The sequence below is a fragment of the Paenibacillus sp. 598K genome, from assembly GCF_003851045.1.
GTDB lineage: Bacteria > Bacillota > Bacilli > Paenibacillales > Paenibacillaceae > Paenibacillus_D.
The window spans coordinates 1-238 of the sequence record NZ_BFBX01000241.1; the positions used below are offsets into that span (position 1 = coordinate 1).

A 238-nucleotide genomic window follows, 5' to 3' on the forward strand; every position below is an offset into this window, starting at 1 on the left:
ATGTCATGCTGCCGGGTCTGAGCGGCATCGAGCTGCTGCGCCGCATCCGGGCGGCCGACAGCCAGACGCCGGTGCTGCTGCTGACGGCCAAAGGCTCGGTGGAGGACAAGGTATCGGGACTCGATCTCGGGGCCAATGACTACATCACCAAGCCGTTCGTCATCGAGGAGCTGCTGGCCCGCATCCGCGCCTCGCTCCGACAGCGCGCGCTGCATACGGAGCCGCCGGCGACCGAGCA

The 238-nt window shown here is 68.1% G+C and carries 1 protein-coding gene; it reads left to right on the forward strand.

Annotation, left to right across the window (positions count from 1 at the left end; genetic code table 11):
- Nucleotides 1-238 (forward strand): response regulator (locus tag PA598K_RS34810; protein WP_148092049.1); only part of this gene is annotated, 238 nt, incomplete at both ends.